The sequence below is a fragment of the Citrobacter sp. RHBSTW-00887 genome (assembly GCF_013728095.1).
GTDB classification, from domain to species: Bacteria; Pseudomonadota; Gammaproteobacteria; order Enterobacterales; family Enterobacteriaceae; genus Citrobacter; species Citrobacter braakii.
Genome location: NZ_CP056268.1, coordinates 43,946 through 64,004, shown reverse-complemented (window position 1 = coordinate 64,004; position 20,059 = coordinate 43,946). Strand labels below are relative to the sequence as shown.

30 protein-coding genes are annotated in these 20,059 nt (G+C 44.3%); 29 read left to right on the top strand and 1 reads right to left on the bottom strand.

The features are described 5' to 3' along the window. Positions 1 to 7: 7 nt before the first annotated feature. The 10 genes from HV314_RS25815 (at position 8) to HV314_RS25770 (ending at position 6,078) form a co-directional block, all read left to right on the top strand. Positions 8 to 409, top strand: a complete 402-nt coding sequence (locus tag HV314_RS25815; RefSeq protein WP_181548142.1) for a hypothetical protein — start codon at positions 8 to 10, stop codon at positions 407 to 409. Positions 410 to 608: 199 nt separating this feature from the next. Next, positions 609 to 1,493, top strand: coding sequence for a hypothetical protein (locus HV314_RS25810; protein WP_007372154.1), 885 nt, complete (start codon positions 609 to 611; stop codon positions 1,491 to 1,493). 79 nt (positions 1,494 to 1,572) lie between these two features. After that, complete coding sequence (locus HV314_RS25805) at positions 1,573 to 2,100, top strand: hypothetical protein (protein WP_007372155.1); 528 nt, start codon at positions 1,573 to 1,575, stop codon at positions 2,098 to 2,100. 5 nt (positions 2,101 to 2,105) lie between these two features. Beyond that, positions 2,106 to 2,411, top strand: a complete 306-nt coding sequence (locus HV314_RS25800) for a hypothetical protein (protein ID WP_032941601.1) — start codon at positions 2,106 to 2,108, stop codon at positions 2,409 to 2,411. Between the two features lie 12 nt (positions 2,412 to 2,423). Continuing rightward, complete coding sequence (locus HV314_RS25795) at positions 2,424 to 2,876, top strand: hypothetical protein (protein WP_007372157.1); 453 nt, start codon at positions 2,424 to 2,426, stop codon at positions 2,874 to 2,876. Between the two features lie 82 nt (positions 2,877 to 2,958). Then, positions 2,959 to 3,489: a hypothetical protein gene (locus HV314_RS25790; protein ID WP_007372158.1), complete on the top strand. Its 531-nt coding sequence runs from the start codon at positions 2,959 to 2,961 to the stop codon at positions 3,487 to 3,489. A 322-nt stretch (positions 3,490 to 3,811) separates the two neighbouring features. Further along, positions 3,812 to 4,369, top strand: coding sequence for a single-stranded DNA-binding protein (gene ssb, locus HV314_RS25785; RefSeq protein WP_008786804.1), 558 nt, complete (start codon positions 3,812 to 3,814; stop codon positions 4,367 to 4,369). A 55-nt stretch (positions 4,370 to 4,424) separates the two neighbouring features. Beyond that, positions 4,425 to 4,778, top strand: a complete 354-nt coding sequence (locus HV314_RS25780; protein ID WP_154050669.1) for a hypothetical protein — start codon at positions 4,425 to 4,427, stop codon at positions 4,776 to 4,778. Between the two features lie 277 nt (positions 4,779 to 5,055). After that, positions 5,056 to 5,736 carry a hypothetical protein gene (locus HV314_RS25775; RefSeq protein ID WP_007372161.1) on the top strand — a complete coding sequence of 227 codons (681 nt, stop codon included), beginning with the start codon at positions 5,056 to 5,058 and terminating at the stop codon, positions 5,734 to 5,736. Between the two features lie 27 nt (positions 5,737 to 5,763). Then, complete coding sequence (locus tag HV314_RS25770) at positions 5,764 to 6,078, top strand: hypothetical protein (RefSeq protein ID WP_127649449.1); 315 nt, start codon at positions 5,764 to 5,766, stop codon at positions 6,076 to 6,078. Between the two features lie 17 nt (positions 6,079 to 6,095). On the opposite strand, the gene HV314_RS25765 is transcribed toward HV314_RS25770, so the two are convergent. After that, positions 6,096 to 6,443: a hypothetical protein gene (locus tag HV314_RS25765; protein ID WP_127649446.1), complete on the bottom strand. Its 348-nt coding sequence runs from the start codon at positions 6,441 to 6,443 to the stop codon at positions 6,096 to 6,098. Between the two features lie 133 nt (positions 6,444 to 6,576). On the opposite strand from HV314_RS25765, the gene HV314_RS25760 reads away from it, so the two are divergent. The 19 genes from HV314_RS25760 to HV314_RS25670 all read left to right on the top strand — a co-directional run bounded on the left by HV314_RS25760 (position 6,577) and on the right by HV314_RS25670 (position 20,037). After that, entirely contained in the window at positions 6,577 to 6,990 is a 414-nt protein-coding gene (locus HV314_RS25760) for a hypothetical protein (RefSeq protein WP_007372162.1), read from the top strand. Between the two features lie 62 nt (positions 6,991 to 7,052). After that, a complete protein-coding gene (locus tag HV314_RS27490) occupies positions 7,053 to 7,379 on the top strand; it encodes a hypothetical protein (RefSeq protein WP_223227020.1) in 327 nt (108 codons plus the stop codon). Beyond that, positions 7,369 to 7,713 (top strand): hypothetical protein, encoded by a 345-nt coding sequence (locus HV314_RS25750; protein ID WP_032951317.1) that lies wholly within the window; start codon positions 7,369 to 7,371, stop codon positions 7,711 to 7,713. The genes HV314_RS27490 and HV314_RS25750 overlap by 11 nt, the downstream gene beginning before the upstream one ends. A 13-nt stretch (positions 7,714 to 7,726) precedes the next feature. Then, entirely contained in the window at positions 7,727 to 8,026 is a 300-nt protein-coding gene (locus HV314_RS25745; protein WP_009653866.1) for a hypothetical protein, read from the top strand. 87 nt (positions 8,027 to 8,113) lie between these two features. Continuing rightward, positions 8,114 to 9,382 carry a DNA polymerase III subunit beta gene (gene dnaN / locus HV314_RS25740; protein ID WP_223307982.1) on the top strand — a complete coding sequence of 423 codons (1,269 nt, stop codon included), beginning with the start codon at positions 8,114 to 8,116 and terminating at the stop codon, positions 9,380 to 9,382. Between the two features lie 150 nt (positions 9,383 to 9,532). Next, on the top strand, positions 9,533 to 10,354 hold the full coding sequence (locus HV314_RS25735; RefSeq protein ID WP_007372165.1) for a DNA adenine methylase: 822 nt from the start codon (positions 9,533 to 9,535) through the stop codon (positions 10,352 to 10,354). After that, on the top strand, positions 10,351 to 10,581 hold the full coding sequence (locus HV314_RS25730) for a hypothetical protein (protein ID WP_007372166.1): 231 nt from the start codon (positions 10,351 to 10,353) through the stop codon (positions 10,579 to 10,581). Before HV314_RS25735 ends, HV314_RS25730 begins: the two co-directional genes overlap by 4 nt. Next, positions 10,568 to 11,551 carry a recombination-associated protein RdgC gene (gene rdgC / locus HV314_RS25725; RefSeq protein ID WP_007372167.1) on the top strand — a complete coding sequence of 328 codons (984 nt, stop codon included), beginning with the start codon at positions 10,568 to 10,570 and terminating at the stop codon, positions 11,549 to 11,551. Before HV314_RS25730 ends, rdgC begins: the two co-directional genes overlap by 14 nt. Positions 11,552 to 11,562: 11 nt before the next feature. Next, positions 11,563 to 12,441, top strand: a complete 879-nt coding sequence (locus tag HV314_RS25720; RefSeq protein WP_009654998.1) for a hypothetical protein — start codon at positions 11,563 to 11,565, stop codon at positions 12,439 to 12,441. After that, on the top strand, positions 12,438 to 13,040 hold the full coding sequence (locus tag HV314_RS25715; RefSeq protein ID WP_223226832.1) for a hypothetical protein: 603 nt from the start codon (positions 12,438 to 12,440) through the stop codon (positions 13,038 to 13,040). The genes HV314_RS25720 and HV314_RS25715 overlap by 4 nt, the downstream gene beginning before the upstream one ends. A gap of 18 nt (positions 13,041 to 13,058) precedes the next feature. Further along, positions 13,059 to 13,487 carry an HNH endonuclease gene (locus HV314_RS25710; RefSeq protein ID WP_032951321.1) on the top strand — a complete coding sequence of 143 codons (429 nt, stop codon included), beginning with the start codon at positions 13,059 to 13,061 and terminating at the stop codon, positions 13,485 to 13,487. Between the two features lie 97 nt (positions 13,488 to 13,584). Further along, positions 13,585 to 14,067: a hypothetical protein gene (locus HV314_RS25705; protein WP_032951323.1), complete on the top strand. Its 483-nt coding sequence runs from the start codon at positions 13,585 to 13,587 to the stop codon at positions 14,065 to 14,067. Continuing rightward, complete coding sequence (locus tag HV314_RS25700; protein WP_223226831.1) at positions 14,057 to 14,497, top strand: hypothetical protein; 441 nt, start codon at positions 14,057 to 14,059, stop codon at positions 14,495 to 14,497. Before HV314_RS25705 ends, HV314_RS25700 begins: the two co-directional genes overlap by 11 nt. 51 nt (positions 14,498 to 14,548) lie before the next feature. Continuing rightward, on the top strand, positions 14,549 to 15,133 hold the full coding sequence (locus tag HV314_RS25695; RefSeq protein ID WP_032951326.1) for a hypothetical protein: 585 nt from the start codon (positions 14,549 to 14,551) through the stop codon (positions 15,131 to 15,133). Positions 15,134 to 15,324: 191 nt separating this feature from the next. Beyond that, positions 15,325 to 17,034: a DUF4942 domain-containing protein gene (locus HV314_RS25690; protein ID WP_007372173.1), complete on the top strand. Its 1,710-nt coding sequence runs from the start codon at positions 15,325 to 15,327 to the stop codon at positions 17,032 to 17,034. Positions 17,035 to 17,187: 153 nt separating this feature from the next. Then, entirely contained in the window at positions 17,188 to 17,943 is a 756-nt protein-coding gene (locus tag HV314_RS25685; RefSeq protein ID WP_009654999.1) for a hypothetical protein, read from the top strand. A gap of 14 nt (positions 17,944 to 17,957) precedes the next feature. Then, a complete protein-coding gene (locus HV314_RS25680; protein WP_043016719.1) occupies positions 17,958 to 18,380 on the top strand; it encodes a hypothetical protein in 423 nt (140 codons plus the stop codon). A gap of 10 nt (positions 18,381 to 18,390) precedes the next feature. Then, positions 18,391 to 18,996, top strand: coding sequence for a hypothetical protein (locus tag HV314_RS25675; RefSeq protein WP_043016718.1), 606 nt, complete (start codon positions 18,391 to 18,393; stop codon positions 18,994 to 18,996). 324 nt (positions 18,997 to 19,320) lie between these two features. Continuing rightward, positions 19,321 to 20,037: a GntR family transcriptional regulator gene (locus tag HV314_RS25670; protein WP_080940394.1), complete on the top strand. Its 717-nt coding sequence runs from the start codon at positions 19,321 to 19,323 to the stop codon at positions 20,035 to 20,037. Positions 20,038 to 20,059 lie beyond the last annotated feature (22 nt).

Here is a 20,059-nt window from a genome sequence, read left to right as displayed (position 1 = left end):
GGGATTTATGTCGAATGTCTTGCAGAAAGAAAACATCATCATGTCTCTGCCTCATCGTCACTGGAGTTGTGAAGTCATCGAGTGCCGATTAAAAGTGTGCCCCGTACCTGACGAACTCGACAGGGGGAATAACATCTTTTTCATCGTGGAAGACCTTTACCAGCTACGCGAGAACAGTGAATCACTTAACGTGCTTGGACAAATTCTGGCGAAACGTTTCCCACACATACCACCAAAAAGAATGCACCTTGTGCTGCACCGACGTGATGTGCAGAAAGCTCATGGAGTAGCCATCCACCTCTACCGCTTCATGCGTAGCGAGAAAGAAAATAACCGTAGTATTTTCATTGGTCGTAACCCTACTGAAGTTTCCCAGAAGACGGCATACGCCTCGATGTGCATTTTCTGACCACCAGCTGTTGAATCGTCACAATAGCCGACATAGTCGGCTATTTTTTTACGCTAAGAAAAACCATTTATGCCCACAAATTGCGGTTGAAAAAGCTATTTATTTTTGGGTGCAAAACGTCCTCATTCTCACTGTAACAATAAATTTCAACATGTGATTATAGTGAGAGTCGAAGCTGAAACATGAATGGTGGCTACATATGCATGATCTCCAGAATTCGTTAACTAGCAAAAATACCAACATTATCCGTGCTGAATTTGAAAATATGCTTTCTGCGCGTGGAACATCTATCGTGCGTTTTGATACCAACGCAGGGGCGAACAGCGGCGAGTATATAGGAAAAGGAATTCAACGTGAGTGGGTTGGGTATTTGCTAAACCATACGAGTTCTGGCCATACGGTCAAGGCATTTGAACCGGTGTATTCTATTCCTTTAAAAATCAGGCCAGACCTTCAATCCAGAAATATTGCAGACCACCAGACTAAAGTAAAAAAGTTATTTGAAAGTTATGATGAAGCGTATCTTACAGCCGCTATAGACTCAGAAGAGTATTGCAAGCCATTCTGGGTTTATCAGAATGCAGATGACGGTCATTACTCGATCAGTACTCGCGGTTTCAAAAATGCAAATGCACCTGCAAGCATTCCGAGCGATAATCGCATTGATATCGCTCAGATGAAAATGGGATATCCCATGCTCGATTATTGCCATAACATTATACCGTCCTCAGTCGTGCGATTAGGATTTAATGGGCGAGTGTTTACGCAAGGTAAGTATTATTACACCAATGAAGAGGTTTTCAGTTGGTTGTCCCGGAACCCGGATAGCGCAGTTTTCATTACGTTCCCAAAAGTTAACCAGACTGATAGATCTGAATTGATGTCAATTATGAAACGAGAATTCCTGAATTCGTGGGGTTTATTCTCATATTATCGCTGGCTGGGACGCAGCACCGCATTACTGGCATTGAGCCCGGTCAGTTCTAATGCTTCTGTTAAGTTAAGAAGTAGCAATGCACACTTCTTCAAAAATGCAATGCTGGCTGTTAACACGATCATTCCTAAAGGTAACGGAATTTCGTAATCGGAATAGTTACCGTTAGAGTGATTTAAAGATCGATTCATTCTGGAAATTGAACGAAGAAAATTTAATGGGAGTAACTATGACTGCACTACGCCGTATCTCAACAGAACCAAGCTGGACTCCAGTTGGCATCCGGGGCGAAGGGTTACCGACTAAAGCAGGTGTATACCGTTTTATTGTTCCCCGGGAAGCCGATAGCTCAGAACATATTGAGTTTCTGGCGTTAGTGCGCTGGCGTAAACACGGTGTTCATCAACTGTTATTTCCCACCTTTGAATACATCGTATGCGACGAGAATATCGTGCTCCCAGAAGGCACATGCTGGCGTGAACGCGAACCGTGGGATCCAGATACGCTGGGGGAAACCGAGTTCATCATCGTTCCTGAAATGAGCGCGGGTGCTCAACGCTGTCCGTTCTGCAAAGAAGTTCCGCGCATCGTTGGTGATAAATACAACTTTGAGTATAAGGAAAACTACATCACGAAAATGCCTCACCGGTTTAACCGCCTGTGGTTCAGCTGCTGTAAATGGGTTGCTCCTGTGCCCACTTCTGGGATTCAGTCACTGATTACGGCCTGGAACAAAATGCTCGGGTCATCCCGGTAGGAGTAATGATGAAATGTGCGTACCTACGAAAGTTTCTGATCATTGCTTTCATAACCGGCATTAGCGGATGCCAGAGTCTCGGAATAGGGTTAAGCCTGGATGAGCGCTACCAGAAGGCTTATCAGAAAGTACTGGCTGACCCTAATGACGATAACATTAAGACTTTCATGAAACTCAGCCAGGAAAAAGGCGAAAGAGACATGCAAGAGGCAAATTCGAAAGCCGCAGCCGACACTCGTGAAAGCGATAAGGGGTTTACTGAGTATTTTAAATCATATGGCAACGATGGATTTAAGCGGGCCAGACAATAAGAAAGAGGTTATATGTCATTACAGCAATCGCATGAAAATCTGGAGTTCCTGAAGGGGGCGGTCTGGTGCGCCGCAAAACTCGTTCAGGAAATTGGCGATTCAAAAGGTGCAGCTATTCTTATCACAAACTTGCCGGTTGGAATTTTCCCTCAATGTAGCGAAAGGGATTTATTTGTTCTGAGGCAATATGTCAGGAAAGATCTGCCACTTGGTATTGATGCCGAATATAGCGATATCAGGCCGGTCTTAATTGATTATCTGGGAGAGCCAGTAGACCTTCCTGAGTGTGAACTGGATAATTATGAACCGGCTCCTGGTGAAATGCTCCGCTGGGGAGTAACTGGAGATCTCAGTTCCGGGACACGATGTGTGCTGGTGGATAATCTTGCTTATCTCGCTGAAGCAATTGGTATCAGCAACGCACTAAGGCAACAGGCCGCAGAGTCAATCCAGCGCACCCTGTGATTAGTGAGTCGCCCCGAATTTCGTAAGCAGCATAAATGCCCTTAATCTTTATCCTACATATTTCAGGTTGTTGGGGTTTACCATGTACAAAGACCATTTTCCACAAGCGTGTCCTTCATCGATAAAAGAGGGCCAGTCATGCTGGCGGGTATTTATTGATATGGACGTAGACAACCCGTCGAAAATAAAAACCAGCGTCGAATTAATAGAAGTTGGCGTAAAAACAATTCGAATGAAAAAGAATGCGGCAGAAGGCAGTGAAAAAACTGTTTTTCTTGTGGATAAAATCCCTGGAATCACATTTATCAAAATTCGGCCTAGCGACAAAAAGCCAAGCGTCTGGAATACAAGCATCAGCAGTTTCTATAAACATGACGTGGAAATCGGGAAAACATTCCCCGTTGGTATCAGAACGACTAAAAGCGCTGCGTTTCGTACAGCAACAAAAAAAGTTGAACAGAGTATGCAAGAATACACTGATACTATAGCTAAGCTTGAAAACGACTATGTTAAGAATGAGACGGAGATTGCTGAGTACAAAAATGAACTCGCTGCTTACCAAACAATACTCCAAACCCTAAAACGTATGGCAAAAAGGCATCTCAAGCAATAATACATTTCGTCTCTTTTCAGGTAAACAAAATGGAAACACAATGTATTTTCATTGCAGGTTTCAAAAATTGTTTCACTCTGGGCCATACATGTTTAGTATGGGGACATAACAAAGAGAACGCTGGCGAGTACGCTGGCATAAAGATCACCTTTCCCGGCCTGGCCGGGATTTTTTTTGTCTGATGTGCCGTCCTTCTCACCACAAACTTAATATCCTGACTATTTTTATGGATGTGCAGTGCAATTATTTAACGAATTACCATTCGTCACCAGACCGGACAGGCTGATAATAATGTCATCCGATACAGAGCTGGGGAGGGTGTATGACTAATCGTGGCTATAGCAAAGTAATTATCGAAGGTACTGTAGGCCGTGAGCCTGAAATCCGACAACACCCTACCCACGGCATCTACGCAAAGATTTATGTAACAACATCTGAGTCCTCAATGGAGGATAAATCTGGTCTGGAGAAAATTACGGAAGAACACTATCAGATCATTTTGCTTGGTCAATTTGCTGATGTGGCCCGCAATCATCTTCATGTCGGGACAGGAGTGTACCTGGAGGCCCAATTGCGTACCCGCCTAATCAAGGAGGATGGTAAAGAACGCTTCTTTATGGACGTACTTGTCAACCCCGTGAAGGGGCATGTTCTTCGCAAAGTCAATGTAGGCGGTAATAAACTGGTGAGTCGTCACCTCCAGCAGAACCGTGGGCAGGATCACCGGCAGAATACCAGTTATAGCCGCAGGCCACAAAACACGAACGCGAGGCCAGCAACACCACGCAACTCGCCCCCAACAATGGAAAATTATTATTTGGGAAATCAGGATGAAGTTCCAGGAAGCACTGGTGCTTATGGAACTGAGATAGCCTTTTAATGATTAGCAGCATATCTGTTTTAATTTGTATCATAACTAATGGGGAATTATTGCCGTGAATGAATTCAATAACGCACTCCAGACGATACTGGAAAATGGGTCTATGTCATATGGCCAGGCTGCTATTTATGCCGGTGGTGCAATTTGCGTTGCGGCCCTTTTTTCGGCGATACTCAGAAGTGGACTACTGGTAATTTTGGGAATTGTCTCAGGCTTTTATCTGTTCAGTCTCAACACTCCAGACAGTACACTGGCGTATACTGCTGCTGCCTCAGACCGTCTCATCGAGCAGGTTAAAGCTGTCGGTGGATGCGCCACTAGACACATTGAGGATGCGCAAACTCTGGGTATCATCATAAAAAATGGCGATGTTATCGAGATAGCAAAGCAGTGCGGTATTATAAAATAATAACCGTAGCATATTATGATTGATGAATGCCTGAATGGTAATCTGCTCGCGGATTACCATTATTTTTTGAGATGTCTTATAGAACTTATCTAAAATTACATACGACTGTCATGACAGTATAAGGTCTTTATGAAAAACGTCGTCAAAACTTTACTACCCTCAGTGAACACTGGTGATCAAGACGAAAGCGTAAAATCGGATACGCTGACTGGCACTACTAAACCCTGCGACCACGGACTGGTTCATAATCATCTTTTAGGGCAGGAGGCCTGTTACTATGCCAAACACTAACGACTCGCTGACAGGACTCAACGTCGAGCTCGTTGGTGCATCGAAACAAGAGTTTACTCTCCTCACTGAAAACCATCTGATGCGCCGCATCATAGTGGCTTTATCTGAGTTAATGCGTAACGCGGAAGGCGTGATGATTGATTCTCATGTTTACCCGTGGGATCAAGTTCTCCCTGCTGCGATGGACATTCCATCATCCAACGCTTCTGATGAAGAGATACAGAACTGGATGATCAGTGCCTGTAAGGAGTGGCAGTGCGAATACAATCGCCGGGTTCAGTCGTTTACCGCATCAGAAGTAAAAAGCAAAAGCGACACCGAGAACGATAACCTATTCCTGCTGAATATCACCAACCTAGCCCATATGCTGATTGACCGGTTACTGCCGTTTGTCAGTATCGAGGAGATTAATCATGAGGATCCAGATTTACTCCCCCAAGTTATTGATATCGTGAATTATATGGTTGGTGTTATAAATGGTACAACCAGCACACAACAAGTCAGACAAGAATTGTTTACTGCCGGTGCTGATGACGCAGTATTTGCACTCAAACTAAAGCACAAAGAGCTAACCAGCCGGGGTGAAGATGCTGGATGGCTTGAAGAGGCAATGAAGATAATCGAAGAAAACAAACGCCAATCCATCGACTTTATGCAGCGCAGCTAATCGTTCCCATAATAAAAGGGTAATGCTATGAGTAAACATCTGTACTGTATTAAGGGTGTTTTAAAACCCAGGAAATTTTCTGTAAGTCTGATAAGAAATAAACTTAGCTCATTTGGTTTAAGGGGAAGTACTCTTCGTAGCGAAACCGCTCGCATTCTTGCCGGGCCAATAGATGGTATTAAGGGTACGTATCCCTTCGGCTGGTCAGAAGAACATTTTGACCGCAGGATGAAACGCATATTCATTCGCGCCGGTAATGCTTCCAGACTTTCTGATAATCGTCCATTTGCATTAAAACGACGCAGCGCTTTAACTATCAGTAAAAAGTATCTTTCTGTGTAACCACCAGCAGACGAGTTTTACTCGTCTGCCTGGCCCCATGCCTCTAATCTTCGCACCCGAAATGAAGTTGCCTGGAGTTCTCCTGATGAAGTTAACTCAAATGAAACTGTAAGATCGTTTTTGTTCCGGTACTTCCATACATAGCCATTTTGCTGCAATGTTTTGAGTGACTTACGTAGGTTGGGCTCAGCTACATCCTGGCTGTCTGGAACAGAGTTAATAAACCCCAGCAACCTGGTGAATGGCACTATCGCAGTGCCTTTTTCTTTGCACAAAAGAAGAAGTACCAACGCATCCTTCTGAATACGGGAAAAGCGCTCCAGGCGATGTTCAGTACCATCTCCCTGCATATTGGCATTGTTCATAATCAACCTAATCATATGGGATATGATTAAGGTTAAAAAACACCCCCCGTTTTGTCACCCTTTTTTTTTCTTACTCACCACTTAAAGCAGTAAGCTCAGTTCGATAAATCTGAATTAAATAAGGCGAGGTTATATGAAAACGAAATTATTGCTGGCGCTAATTGCGGGATCGACTTTCTGCATCAATATTGCTGAAGCCAATATTCCTCTTAGAGCAGATGGAAGTCCAGCAGCGGGGCAGACACCAACTCAGTTCATTCAGCTTAAAAATGAATGTCCTGAATGCGTCATGGTCGCAACTGATGTAGTAAAGATGCGTAGCGATAGCTGTAAACAGCAGGCATCCATCGATTCTACAATCCTACAGGATCCTGTTTACGCATATCTCAACAGTATCCGTCTGGTAGTTGCCGGGAATGGTGGTTATGCAAGTCCAATCTATACATCCGCCCGTCAGGTCGTAGCGTCAAACATCAATTGCAGTGATGCAAACGACTGGGTAGCGAGAAGTAAAACGGTAATGGATAACACCTTCAAAACGCCGTAAACAATCCCTGAATATTTCGTTGCAGTAATGCTATCCCGTAGTATGACGTTAAAGGCGGAGCTTTGAATCGGGAAAAAATAACTACTGCACTTAGAGGTATTTATATGGGTCGTCACTTTACTGGTCTGATTGATAGTTCGCAGCAAAATTTTACAATGCCAATCCGTCCGTATGGACGGAGCCGCATGGCTGCAAAATTAAAAGGAATCTCCCGATTGAAAAAATCTGAAAAGCATGACGATGAATATCCTGATGAACTCTGGAAATTTATGAGTCCTTCAGAGAAAGCTAAATTTCTGGTCGCGGATGTATTTTCACGCAGTAGTAAAGACTCTTCCGCCATTCAACCGGGAGAACATAAGCAAAAGGAGCATGATAATGAGCACTGATAATTTACTAGCAGAACTCACTTCAAAAACAGGCCTGACAGAAACGGAACTTAATCGGCAGGCATTGATTATCGGTTTGATGGCATTGTGCCACCCGGATGCTATTGCCGGTGATTTGGTGAGCGCGGCACTTACGGGGTCATACTCAGATAGTACTGATAAACTACTTACCCGTGGTGATAACGCATCAGACAGTGTGTTGATGTCCATGCGTATCTTACTTCACCGGTTGAGTAAGTATGAAGGGTCTGATGGCAAAGTAGGTCAGATCAATAAAATGATGCACCGACTCGGCTACTTTAAGGCATCCGATGTGTTACGCGAGGCTCAATAAAGAGGCTCAATTTATGTTCACCATGACGAATTTCGCGTCCAATATTCTTGACATGGTTTTTCTATCAGAAATGGAAGGGGAACTCATTTATATAAAAGCGCTTAGCGGCGTTACTGGTTACGTTCCTCAGATCCATCTTTTCCGCCTCCAGCTTATCGCATTTGATATAGGTTGGTACTACGAGTACAGATTGAATTCAGGCAACCTCATTATAAAGGAAATTGTTGAGGCCATCACATCTCTTGGATGTGCTTTAAATGAATACCAATGGCAGTTCGCGTTTGAATTAGGTTATCGCCGTCACCACAAATAAACTTCATTTTTTCATAATTTGCTATTCGTCACTTGATTGACCGGGGGTACGATTAATTTAACACGGATAATTATGGGAGACAGTAAAATGACAGACGCATCTACAATAGACGCAGTTCAACCAAAGGCAAGACGCTTATCATTTAAAGAGCTTCCAGGGTTTGATATTTCTGCTGAAGCACTTCTCAAAATTATCGAAATGCCGTGTATGGTTATTCGCCGGTCTCCTGCAATGAAAGTACTGGAGATGATCACGCTGCGGTTACGTGGGGATTGTCTTTCTGCCCTTGGCATTGACTTAAACTCTGCCCAAATTACCAGTAAAGGGACGGTATCGGGGGGCAATGGTGATATGGACGTATCAGTACCTGCAACACAACTCTTTTCTTTAATCCGCAACATGCGCGGCGAAGATGAAATTAACGTCCGCTTCCATGCGGCAAAAAACCATCTTGTCATTCGCACCGACAAAAACTCCTATAACATCCCGGTTTGCTTAGACCATATACCCGAAATTCAGGCTGAGACGCTGGAACATAATTACAGCGTTTACTTTCCAACGCAGATGCTGAGTCAGATTATCAAGCGTGTCAGCCACGCTGCGGCTCAGAACGATGTCCGCTTTTATATGAATGGGGTCTACCTCGGTATCGATAATGGCCAATTTATTGCTGTAGCCACTGATGGACATCGTATGGCCGTCAGTTCTCATGATATCGACTTCAGCGATGACGTGGGCGATGAGATTCAATCTCCGACAGCTCCTACCTCTATCAGTAACACGAATGCAGGTGTGATTTTACCCAACGGGGTTTTCCCCGTGCTCCATAAAATCCTGAGCGGTAGCCAGGGTCAATTCAAAATTGACTACAGCAACCGTAACCTGACATTTACGCTCGGAAGCCATACAGTCATTTCAAATCTTGTCGATGGCCGTTACCCGGACTGGAAGCGCGTGGCCAGCACGGTAGCCAAAAATACTGAACTGTTTAAGGTTGATCCTTCTGAACTCACCACCGCACTAAAACGCGCAACCCCATTGCTTAAAGAGGGCTCGCCAAACAACACCAGTGTTTGTGTGATGTCATTCAAAGACAACGCCCTACAGCTTAAGTCGCCCGGCTCAAATGCAATCAGTTGCAAAGAGGTGATGGACATTGCGAAAGAGGCAGGCGAGCCCGAAACAATTGTTGATATCGGTATGAATGCCGATTACCTCCTGGAATCACTGGCAAGCCTGGGGGCGTGTTCGGAAGAAGGAGAAGCCGCACAGATTGCTTTGCGTGATACAACGACCGGCATATTGATTTCAGTAAACAAAAACAATTACGACATCATCATGCCTGTCCGTGTCTGACAAAACGCTCTCGTTTTGTCGGCCTTTTCGAAATAGCCAATTTCATGGGCGTGATAACGTTAAAACAAGCTTCCTGACGGGATGGCTATATGCCATCTCGCTCCCATTGGTCGCGATCACTGCGTCCTAATATTCTGGAGCCAGAATGAAATGAAAAGCGTTCTGAAGTGGGTAGGAGCCAAACACAACATTATGGCAAGTCTTAAGCATGTACTACCGAAAGGTGGTCGGCTTATTGAGCCCTTTGGCGGTTCAGGCGCTGTAATGATGAATACGAATTACCCAGAATACATTTTGGCCGATATTAATAGCGACCTGATCGATACATACCAGAGTATTTTTAAGTCGCCTGAAAAGGTACTTTCTGAGCTTAAACGCCTTTACTGTCTCGGGCGTTCTGAGGACGCCTATTATGAGCTGCGAAGCCAGTTCAATAATCATGATAGTGCAAGTGACACTCAAGCTGCTCTGTTTATCTATCTGAATAGGTTTGGCCATCGCGGACTATGCCGATACAACCGGAAAGGCATCTTTAACGTCCCCTGGGGTTATTACGCCAACCCCTATCTCCCAGAGACAGAGTTATACGCAATGGCTGAGAAAATGTCCTCAGCAACTTTACTTTGCGCCAGCTTCCAGACCACGCTATCAATGGCCCGCCCGGGTGATGTGGTGTATTGCGACCCACCATATGTTAATCCCGGCAGATTCACGGCTTACCATGCCAGCGGTTTTACACCCGCTATGCAGATTGAGCTTACCAAACTGCTCCAGTTGCTGCCTGAACGCGGGGTTCATGTCATCGCATCATGCCACGATGCGCCTGATATTCGTGAGCTTTATCAAGCCTTCGCTATTCATGGTGTGACTGCCCGGAGAAGCATATTTAAAGGCAGCGGGGATGGGAAAAAAGCTTCAGAAATCTTCGCGGTCAAATTAGCGGATAACTCGAAAAAGGGAGCTGCGGCATGAAACGCTTCCATTGTTCTGAAAAGCTGCATAACCCAGAGACTGAGAAATTTTGTCAGGATATCGCCGAACAATATCGGACAGCACCTGATATTGCCGTGGCGCAGTTTAAACAAGTGCTGAGCTCTAAGCCTCTAACTTACTGGGAGTGTGTCGTGATCCGCGAGCGTGTCTCTGACCTTATTAAAATTAATCAAGCAACAGCTGAGGGCCACGATGAGCCAATTTAAACCCAAAAGCCTTGTAGTCTACCGCATCCAAAAAGCTCTGGAATTAGACAAGCTGGATGAACAGTTAAGTGAGTTGAAATACACTCCCTGCGGGCCTAATGATATGGCACGGTCAGGATGGATCCCGCCATTGGGTGAAGATGTCGAGCTGTTAAAGCATGAGTCGAATAATCTCATTCTTCTGACTGTTAAGCACGAATCGAAAATACTTCCTCCCGCGACCATCAAAGAAATTGTGCGAACCCGGGTTCAGAAACTGGAGAAAGAGCAAAACCGCAGGCTAAAGAAAATGGAGATCCAGGCCGTCAACGATGCCGTGCTCGCTGAGCTCATACCAAAGGCTTTCAGCAAATACAGCACTACAAACATTTGGGTGGATACTAAATCACGTCTACTGCTTGTTGAGACCACCAGCCATAAAAAAGCAGATGATGTAACAGCTTTGCTACGTAAAACTATTGGCTCACTTCCAATTATCCCATTCACGCTGGAAACGCCGGTAGAACTGACGTTAACAGAGTGGGTCAAAACAGGAAGTCTGCCGCCTGGCCTAGCTTTATGCGACGAAGCCACGCTCAAAGATGTGCTCGAAAACGGGGGGGTCGTTACAACAAAACGCCAGGATTTGATATGTGATGAGATCGCTCATCACATCGAGGCCGGAAAGCTTGTGACAAAGGTTGCACTGGGCTGGATGAACCAGATGTTTTTCATCCTGAATGACAATTTCATCTTTTCACGACTGACCTTTACGGAAGAACTTATTGAACAGAACGATGACATTTCGCCAGAAGATCACGCCCAAAGATTTGATGCCGATTTCGTTTTGTTTACCTCTGTTGTTATGGAGGTTCTGGACACAATGATAAAAGCCCTCGGGGGTGAAAGCCCAGGACTCATCACAACGCCGTCAGACGAACAACAAGGTGTCGCGGCAGAAGCCAAACAACCAGAAAAAACCTTCCATTAAAGGGCTGAGAGATGATTACAGCTACAGAACTCCAAGAGTTATCACGCCAGGTTGAAAATGCTAACATTGCCCGAGCCCTGGCAGTTAAAGAGTTGGTTAAAGAGACAAGAGATCGTCAGTTTTCATTGTGGGCGCTATTTATTGGTCTCTTCAGAGAGACACCGGCGCGAAAAAAGCTGAACGAATGTGAATTGCATCTTAACCTGCTGCTGCCAAAATGCAGGAGCATCTTTCTTCAATACGTAGTTATGTCCTCGTTGGAAGAAATTTCGAAATCACCAGATTGTGAGATTTATCAGCATCTAGTCAACTGCTGGAAAGAAGCTCAGATAAAATATAACGAGTCAGGCAGACGACTCAAACTTGCAGAAAATGCCCGTGAACTATTAAAAACAGCAAAGGATGAATGTAATAGTGCTTCCACAACTGAATTTCTGGATATGGTTACTACCAGTAAAGCAATATCCATACTTTCAGCAATAGACACATCCTCTGCGAGTAGTTCGTTAAAGAGAGCTATGGGTGCGCTTAAGCGATTAGCAGATGAAATGCCTGCCCGGCAATCACCTATTGATTCAAATTTACCAGATGACACGCTTGATCTGTTTGTCGATCTGACTATAAATCCTGTTATCGATATTCTCTCCTGGTTAAATATTGAAAAGCTGGATAATGCCGAAGTGCAGTGCAGCAAAGCCTTAAAGAAACTTCAGACGTTATTAGGACAACTGGGTGCTGAGCATGATTTGAGAACTAAGGATTATCAATCTCAATTAGATACGCTTAAGAGAATTGAACAACCATACATCAAAAAGGTGATGCGGCATATACCCGAAAATATGAAGTTCAAGGAGCCTGAGTATCTCCAGACTATAGGAATGAACCCATGACTCTAAAATATATAATCGCTCTCGCAATATTTCTGACATTTGTGTGCTTTGCAGCTTTCATACTTATCTACGCGAGTCGAACAAAACGAGAACAACAACAAACTCAGCAACCTTTGGACGAGCATGATCAGCAGGCAGATATTAATGCCGATGCCGACGAGAACGCCGCACTTGATGGGTTGAGCGAGTACTTCATCAAAAAAAATTCGATATTGCCAAAAGTCCTGATGGATCTTTATGTGCGCTTGAGTGCGGTGTTCAATGGTCAGTACATTATCGCACCCCAGGTGCTTGCCCGGGACTTAGTAGAGCTGGAGCTCGAAGATGAACCGGTTGCCCCGGTTGACGTACTTCAGGCGCAACAGTACGCAGATGAATTCGTGTTCGATTTTGTTCTCTCCGATGCGCATACCGGGGAACTAGTGCTAGCAATGATCAATGAAGATGCTATCAGCGCTCAGCCTGAAGGAGAGTTCATTATTGCCCTTTTTAAAAGAACTCACATTCCTGTCTTTCGCTATGAAACGTTGTCAGGCTTGGACGATAACGCCCTGGCAGTCAACATCGCTGAATCAATAGACGATGGCCGATTCTCTTAGTTCCACAAGGAATTTATTATGTCTCTGTCAAAAAAACAAAGAATAGTACTGAGGGCTAAATTTGGTGGTCGATGTGCATATTGTGGCGAGGTACTGAAAGAAAAAGGTTGGCACGCTGATCACGTAGAACCTGTGCTAAGGAAATCCGTCCAGGATATGCAAGCTGCGGCCAGAGGGAAATTTAAGCTTAAGGCTACCGGTGAAGTGTTTAATGAAAGTGCCAACTGCTTAGAAAATCTTTTCCCAGCCTGTGCGCCCTGCAATCTGCTCAAAACAACATATTCACTGGAAATGTTCCGCAAACAAATAAGTTTACAGGTTGAAAGGGCACGGAAGAGTAGTATGAATTTCAGAACGGCAGAAAGATTCGGCCAGATAAGCATTGTAGAGAAACCCATTGTTTTCTGGTTTGAACAGTATTCAGAGAAAAATGGTGCTATCAAATAAACGACTAATTTAACATTATCATGGCGCGTATCGCGCACTGCTTCGTCAAATATTCAGCCGTGATAATATTGTTTAGTAGGCCCATTACGGAGCGTATATGACTAATCATACAAACTGGACTGGAGACCTGACCGAAGGCGCAACTATATTTGTAGCCACACCAGATGGCCAGCTCAGCAAATGTAGAGTCGAGTCCGTTCGAGACCGACATTTCTCGGTCGAGGGTATTGAACGTGAATTCGATAAGTTGAATGCCTGCTCAGTTGATGGGTTACTACACTCTTACCCCGACGATTTCGAGTCGAGGGAGTTATTTGGTCTGTGCCAGCAAAAAAACAGGCTCAAGTCTCTGCAAATTGATTCATTATCGTTACAGCAAGTCCAGTACATGCTGGCTGGCCTGGAACTTGCCAGGAAGAGATATGGATACCAGTACCGAGGCAGCAAAGCCGTAGATACCAATCAGAAGGGTAGACTGGCCATGAGCATTGATGATTCGCTTCACCCAATTCAGATCGCTTATATACTGGCAGGTTTAAAATTATCTCTCCTTCAAACAGAGGTGAACCATGACTGCTAACCAACGTAAACGTCCTTCGCGTAACAATCGAGCTGTCCAGTTAACGTCCGAGCAGCTGGTAGAAGCGAAGACGCTTGACCTGAAAGCCCACCATTCGTTTAAAAACCTTATGGGTCTTGCTGCAATCAGTGTCGTGGTGTTTGTCTGTCTTGGCTCCTTGATCCATAAACAACGCTCAGTAATGAACGAATGGGACCTGGGTGAAGTGATCAGAGGCGTTGATTTGAAAGCCGGAACCCTCGCAAAAAACAACTTTTTCATCACCAACAAAGGGCAGTTTGAAGCAAGTGGCGTTACAGTGTCACTTACGGGTACAAAACTGAAATTACAGCAGCATCAGGACGGAAAATATTACGTTTGTAATTCTGCAACAGGTGATTGTGTTCTGGTATCCGATGTACAAGCTGAAAAAATTCGTGACCAGCTGTAGCGAGGGGAAAATATCGGTTACTGTCACCGGTAACCGAAGGAACCTTCGTATATGTCACGACAAGAAGCCGCAACGCAGTTATTTATGTCTGCACCACCAGCAAGTATTGATGTCGTTATTGAGCAGCTGGAAAGGGACGCTCAAGCAGCCGGTATCGATATCCATACAATCTCTGTAATGGCCAGCCTGTTACGTGATCGAATAGAAGCATACAGTGACGTGCTTAAAATCGAGCCTGAGCGGGTGATACACGCACTTGAGGTACTGCGAGGTACGGAAGTGCCGTGGGCTTTTTACACTCCGTCCAGGCTACCTGAGCTTGAAGATGTTCATTGCTGGGAAACTCCTCACGATTTTGACCAAGACCTAGGTGAACACCAGCTGCGGCGCTATATTTGCCCTAAATGCGAGCATGAATCAACCGACCCAATGCGCTGCACGGCTGGCCATGCTCCTGGAGTTAACCAGTATCCTGAAAGCTGTGATGCCACTATCTGGAATTCGCCCGATTCTTGGGATAGTATTAACCCTATAATAAAATTAATTATCAAATCTACGTTCCTGGCTGACCTGACTGTTCATACAATCTTCTATCCGAAAGGGTTGAAGCTTCCTGAAATTCAGGACGTTGAGTAGTCTGCTTCGGGCTCTGTGATCTGATAGTTATATATACCTCATTTAAGACCCCTTACTGGGGTCTCTTTTTTTGGACTTCCGCCGTGCTATGTACTTCACGGTATCCCCAAATATCCCGGCTTATGTAGTTCGTCGATTTGCTTCGTCACCTGCCATACCTGTCTCATAATTTCTCTATTTGGAGAAATCTGATGAACCTACCGACAGCTGTATTAGCGAATAACGATGAAAATGAATCAGACGTCCTCAGCCTTTATGCTAATCCCGTAGACAGTCAAAGTGGCCTCATTGAACATGACGGCTTTCAAAAACTAAATGCCATGCGCGATCTGCTGGTGGAATACAACACAACACTGAAGCACATGCAGGCCATGTATGATGCAGTGATGCGGAACCGGCATGATGAAGCATGGCGCATGTTCTGTGATTCTTGTGACAATTCCATCAAATATACGCTGGCTGTAGAAAATTTGTTCTGTATAGAACGGGCCCGCTGTGCTCTCGATGAAAAGTACTGGCAAAAGCTGCTCGATCTGACCGGCGTAAAACCATTTATGCCCACCGAAAGATACGATGACTGGAACGAAGGATTAAGGGCATGGCGAAAATCATCAGAATCAAATTTTGAGAAGCTTAAGCCTGTACCCTTCAACGAAGAAAGTATCTTTTCTACCGCATTCGCATTGAATGAAGAGAAAAAAGACTACTTCGCCCAGATGGTTCATGGTGTGTTTGAAAAGCTCTCCGCTCTGCATAAGACTAACCGTGCCCAGGGCTTCAGCAACAAACTCATCATAGCCAGCTGCTTACCAAGTAGAGATAACCGCAGATCCTATGACTATCTCAACTATTTTAATGACCTTCGTAAGGTTATTGGACTGATGTATGGACGAAGCGGTGCTGAGGATGTGAATTCGGCTGCGGTCAAAGAGTACATGATGAGTAACCCTGGCGAATGGGTAAGTATTGATAACGATAGTCTTAAAGTGAAGGGGTTTATTAACGGCAATGTGCATATCCTGATTGAGGAGGAAACTTGTGACAATCTCAATCTGGTACTATCCCATTTAATGCCAGGCTGCATTCCTCTCGATCGCCGATACACCACCGGCCATAACTCCGCAAGAACTGTAAAAACCAATGAATATCGGTCGCAGTTGATATCATTCTCTGCTGTTAACTCCTTAATATCATATGCCACTGACCATTTGAACGCGGGCAAACACCTGTCACCGGGGCCGCACACTTTTATCCTGCGGGACAACCAGTCTGTTAGTGAGAAAAAAGAACTGGTGAACATATGGGAGTCATTGGGTGCTGTCAGAAGATATAGAGAAGTATATGACTTTGACTTTAGCCCCGTTGAAGCATTCAAACTTCTGGCATTACATGGTTCTATACCTGACCGCTATACGCACCAGTTCTATGCAACGGTCGGAGAACTCCAGAAACGAGCAATTGATGAATGTATGGTGGCTTCAGGTATGCGTTTGCTGGAACCGAATATCGGTCTTGGTGCGCTACTGAAAGGGTTACCAGAGGGGGTGGATGTTACTGGTTTTGATATACACCCCGCAGCTGTTGCAATTACTGGCCTGCGCTGGAACGTCACCCTTAATGATTTTCTATTGGTCAAGCCTGAAAATACCGGCTTGTTTGAAAGAATTCTGATGAATCCTCCATTTAGTGACTCACGCTGGATTGCACATTTTCAACATGCGATGAGATTCCTGAAACCGGGAGGACGCTTGATAGCAATACTGCCAGGGAGCGCAAAGGAGCATCTTTTAACCCGAGAAGCTGGGCCCGGTTACGACATCAATATTCTGGGTTGCTATGACAACGCCTTTGAAGGAACCGCAGAATCCATAAAACTTTTCTCCGTTGATGCCCATGAATAGTGGGGAAAGGAAGAGCTGGTCGAGTTAATTTCGTCACCCGTAACTGAACAGAAAAAATGAGATAGAGAAAAAGCCGTCAGTTTGTCGATGTTAAATGCTATTCAAATTTTTCAACATGCGACAATTGAGCCAACTACATGAAGAGGAAACACAATGTCAGCATTTCTCATCAATAAATTATCTTTCGAAGATACCAAACAAATAATGTTGTCCTCCATGAAAACAATGGCATCTCTTCATGGTATTTTGGCAATATTCTTGCCGATAATTGCTGGTGGTGGACTCCTGACACTCATCATGAAAAATGTGACAATGGAGGGGCTTGCATTTTTTATCTTACAGCCAGTTGTACTCACCCTCTACCTTACGGCTATCTTATGCCGATATCAAAGCTCAGAGCTAAGATTGAATATCTGGGAAGAACTACGCAACTTTATCGTTGTGTTAGTTTATGCATTATTCCTGACCGTACTAATGATCGTAATATTGTGGTTGGTCAAATTTATGATTGCTTCAGCGGTTGCGGGTGAAACCAACCATGTTGAATATAAACAACCAACATTAACAAGCATTAGTCTGGCTTACTCCAACCTAATAGTGTATTTCAATATGTACGCCCTTGCCACTTTGAGCGTATTTATCGCTACGCCAATGCTCGTTTTATTCATACCAACAGTTACGCGGTGTAAAGGTTCTCTGCTGAAAAGTATACCAGTCATTTGTAAAAGTACTTTTATGAATATTGGGCCGTTGTTCGCATTTTCAGCTATCTCTGGTGTTGTTTTACTTTCGTGGTCATACTTTTCGCTCAGGTATGAATGGTTAATCCCGGCAGCAACTATACCTCTGGCCTACTTATCAATATTGAATTACCAGCTGTCTGAAGCAGCATTGCCTCGTAACCAATAAAAAGGAAACCTGTGATGAGAAAAATAATATTAAATGCGGTTGTTTGTTTATTTGCAATTAATGCATCAAGTTTCGCAATATCAGCGGAAAGCTCTCCATCTCGTGACGAACTGAATGACGTGATGAAAGTTCATGCTTCCGAGATTGCTGCTGTTATCGCATGTAAAGACTACCTCGAAAATGGCGAGGAACGTTTGACTGAAGCGAAATCAAAAGCTGGCCGTGTACTGGGTAAGATGGTAGGCAATCAAGCCAAGGGTAGCGAGTATGCTAGTCGGATTCTGGTAACTGTTAACGAAGCTAAGCCAGATGAGCAACTGAAGGCTGAATTCGACAAGGTCAACCTTGACCACTCAGTCCGCGTTGCAAAATGCGCTCAGCTAGTAGCTGGTAATGCCGCACGTGCGGACGATGCTGATATCAATTATCTGAATTAAGAGGCTAGCAATGGCGAAGATCAGGATCACTCATCGTTATGACATCAATAAAGACATGTTCTATGGCGTAGAAACTAACCAGCCATATGAAAAGGTTGTTCAGAGGTTAGCTTATCTCCAATTGATTCATTCCACGTTGCCTGATTTTCCCTACATGGCTAATTGCCTGGAACAGGCCGATGCAGTAGAACTCTATTGTCGAATCTTTGGTGGTATTCCTTTAAACACAAATCAACATTATACCGCAGAGATTGATTTATATAGGAACTGGGAAATAGATACACGCGAACTCGTTAATGACATTAATTGCCAAAATTCAATTGCCATTTCCGGCTGCGTAGAAAAAATATTTAAATACATTGTTGAAAACTCTGTTCAGATCTATCAGCTCACAAAAGAAGCTTATAAATTAGGGCAGGGCATGACTAATAATGAAAAAGAAGAAATGGCTCTTTTACTGATTTATATGGATTGGCAACTTCAAAGGATGGATCGTGTTTTAATGGGAGAAAAAATTCAAAAGGAATGGGATTGGCACGATTTTGAGGGAAGGTTGATTTCAGACATTTCGTATACACACACCGGACAACCTGACCTATACATCCACAAAGATTAATGTCATTGACGCACAAGCTGAATATATTTCGACCTTGCACAAATAGCAAACAAACACATTAGAAAGAATTAACCATGCATCTATAATGGATTCTGTTAAGCATAAAATATGGGTAGTAATAGATCCGTTATTGAAAATGTAAGACATGCTGGTAGAGTAAAACGAATGATAACCGTTTACCTTCTCTGTTCTGGCGGATGCCAGTTTATGGATGTGCATACTGGAACTATTTGAAATATGTAGGTAGAGGGATCTACTTACTATGTAGTGTGATTAAAAATATTCTGTTTTCTATGTGGTCAAAAAGTTCAGTATGAGTGATATATGATTGATGATTACAAAAGCTTCCTCAAAAACCCCGGGAATTTACCGGAACTAATTAGTTACTCTCCGTCAGGCAGACCTAGCTTAACGAGACGAGTTGAAGATCGCCTTAAATGCGCCCTTATCCTCGGCTACCTCAAGCCCGGTGATAAGTTGGTAACAAAAAACATCGCCGATGCTATGAAAATGAGCGTCACGCCCGTCCGTGAAAGCCTGATACGTCTGTCTGCCAGTAGTGCTCTTGCTTTGACTCCATCACATGCCTTTTTTGTTCCCATCATCACCAGTGAGCAGTTCAACGAGTACATGAGAATGAGGCGATTGATTGAGCCAGAACTGGCAGAAAAGGCCGTACTGAAAATGGATGCCAATGGCTTTGAAGAATGCCTGTCTTTGTGCCAAAAGCTGCGTTCCGCATATGAACGTAGGGATGTTTATCTGGCGCACCAGCTAAACCTCACTCTGCGGCTGAAGCTTTACATATACGCCGGTCTGCCTGAGTTTTTCAAAATTGTAACCCAACTGTGGATTAACCTGTGGCCAACTCTGAGTTACACGTTCGAATCTGACTCGGAGGATAAATGGCCAATATTTTTCTCGTCGCTTGAACTCGCTCTTTCAAACAGGGATGCAGGGGCAGCAGCAGATGCCATTAGAGAGTCACTGGATAAGGGGTTGCGGATCTATCTCAGCTTGTTAACCGAGCAAGGTGAGTAAACCGGCTACTAGTAGCCGGTTC